The organism is Clavibacter sp. MX14-G9D, from assembly GCF_032917815.1.
Classification (GTDB): Bacteria; Actinomycetota; Actinomycetes; order Actinomycetales; family Microbacteriaceae; genus Clavibacter; species Clavibacter michiganensis_K.
In genome coordinates this window covers 1-1729 of the sequence record NZ_JAVCVL010000341.1, presented here as the reverse complement: position 1 = coordinate 1729, position 1729 = coordinate 1, and the positions used below count along the sequence as shown (strand labels likewise).

The following is a 1729-nucleotide window of genomic DNA, read 5'->3' as shown; positions in this document are numbered from 1 at the left end:
CGGGATCGACCCGCTGCCCGCCCTGCCGTCGGGGAAGCCCGACCGCCGCGCGCTGCGGGTGCTGGCGGACGGCGACGCGCGCGACTGACCCGCCCGTCGGCGCGGGCGCCGCACCCGGACGCCCGCCCGGACATGACGAGGGGCCGGATGCACCGCATCCGGCCCCTCGCCCCTCAGGAAGGACGTCCCTCGAGGAAGTTCTACTTCTTGAAGACGTCCTTCACGTTCTCGCCGGCCTGCTTGGCGCTTGCCCCGGTCTGCTTCGCTTCGCCCTCGGCGACCTTGCTGTCGTCGCCGGTCAGCTTCCCGAAGGCCTCCTCGGCCTTCCCCGCGAGCTTCTCGCCGGTGTTCTGGGCCTTGTCGTCTGCACTCATGCATCGCTCCTTCGTTCGGTGGGTAGGACGTCTCCGACGCTACGCCCGCTCGCGGCCGGCGTCATCGGGCTCCCACCGGACGCACGGGTGGCGGCGGCGCGGATCACGCCGCACGGCCCCCGGCAGACGGCCCGTGGAAGGATGGGGACATGGCCACCCGCACCCCCGACGCCCGCGCGAAGGGCCTCCTGTCCTGGCTGATCCTCGCCGTGGCGGTCGTCATGGCCGCGTTCACCGTCGCGATCCTCGTCGCCGCCGTGCAGGTCGACGGCGTCCGCCAGGTCAGCGGCGCGCTCGCGGCCGGCGGCCTGGCGACGCTCGTCGCGGTGGTGGCCTTCGTCGACCAGCGCCGCAAGGTGCGCGCGACCCGCACGGCCGAGCTGACCGCAGCATCCGCATCATCCGCCGCGCCCGCCGCGGACGGCACGGCGGGCGATGCGGCGGCCGGGCCGACGGACGCCGTCAGTCGATGAGCCGGAGCGCCACGAGGCGCTCCAGCGCCTCCTGCCCCGCGGGCGGGCACCGGTCGGCGTCCGCGGATCCGACGAGCTCCACCTCGGCCACCTCGCCCGACGCCACCGGCTCCTGCCGGGTCCCCTCCCGCGCCTCCGCGCGGTAGACCGTCATGCTCACGAGGCGCCCGGCGTGCGCGCCGTGCGCGTCGGCGAGCACCGTGAACAGGTCCTCGATGGTGGCGGGGTCGATGTCGAGCCCGACCTCCTCGGCGGCCTCGCGCACGAGCGCCTGCCGGGCGCCCTCGCCGGGCTCGATCTTCCCTCCCGGCAGGTAGAGCACGTCCTGCCCCTCGACGCGCACCATGAGCACCCGCCGGTCACGCACGAGGGCGAGCGCAGCCACGCGCAGGGGCCGCTGGTCGGGGGAGCGGCGGGCGGCGGGCCGGTGCGCGGGATCGACGGCGTCGCCCTCGTCGAGGTCGTCATCGTCGTCGTCGTCGATGACGGGCACGACGACGCGTCGGGCGGGGTCGGGCGTCGTGGTCACGCGTTCCTCCTACGGTCCGTCGAGGCTCGTGCGAGCCGCCCACTCCACGTCGAGCAGGGCCACTACCACGGTATCGGCCCACGCTCCGCGCACCCACCTGTCGTGGACCAGGAGCCCCTCCCGCCGCATGCCGAGGCGCGCGGCGAGGGCCAGGGCGGGCGCATCGGCCGCATCGATCCGGCAGGCGACGCGGTGCACGCCCGCCTCGGCGAACGCGAGCTCGAGGATCCGGCCGGCGGCTTCCGCCGCGAGGCCCGCGCCGCGCGCGTCCGCGTGGAGGACCACGCCGATCTCGGCCTGCCGCGCTCCGGGATCGCGCAGCAGGAGGTGCACCTCGCCGACGACGCGCGCCG

The 1729-nt window shown here is 75.8% G+C and carries 4 protein-coding genes; 1 reads left to right on the top strand and 3 read right to left on the bottom strand.

Annotated features, from left to right (window positions below; genetic code table 11):
- Positions 1-200 precede the first annotated feature (200 nt).
- The gene (locus tag Q6969_RS15420) at positions 201-374 is read right to left on the bottom strand and encodes a CsbD family protein (protein WP_317231231.1); all 174 of its coding nucleotides are present in this window, start codon (positions 372-374) and stop codon (positions 201-203) included.
- Between the two features lie 149 nt (positions 375-523).
- On the opposite strand from Q6969_RS15420, the gene Q6969_RS15415 reads away from it, so the two are divergent.
- A complete protein-coding gene (locus Q6969_RS15415) occupies positions 524-847 on the top strand; it encodes a hypothetical protein (RefSeq protein ID WP_317231230.1) in 324 nt (107 codons plus the stop codon).
- On the opposite strand, the gene Q6969_RS15410 is transcribed toward Q6969_RS15415, so the two are convergent.
- Positions 837-1376, bottom strand: coding sequence for an NUDIX domain-containing protein (locus Q6969_RS15410; RefSeq protein WP_317231229.1), 540 nt, complete (start codon positions 1374-1376; stop codon positions 837-839). The two genes, Q6969_RS15415 and Q6969_RS15410, sit on opposite strands and share 11 nt — an antisense overlap.
- 9 nt (positions 1377-1385) lie before the next feature.
- A partial coding sequence (locus Q6969_RS15405; RefSeq protein ID WP_317231228.1) for a GNAT family protein occupies positions 1386-1729 on the bottom strand: 344 nt, incomplete at its 5' end.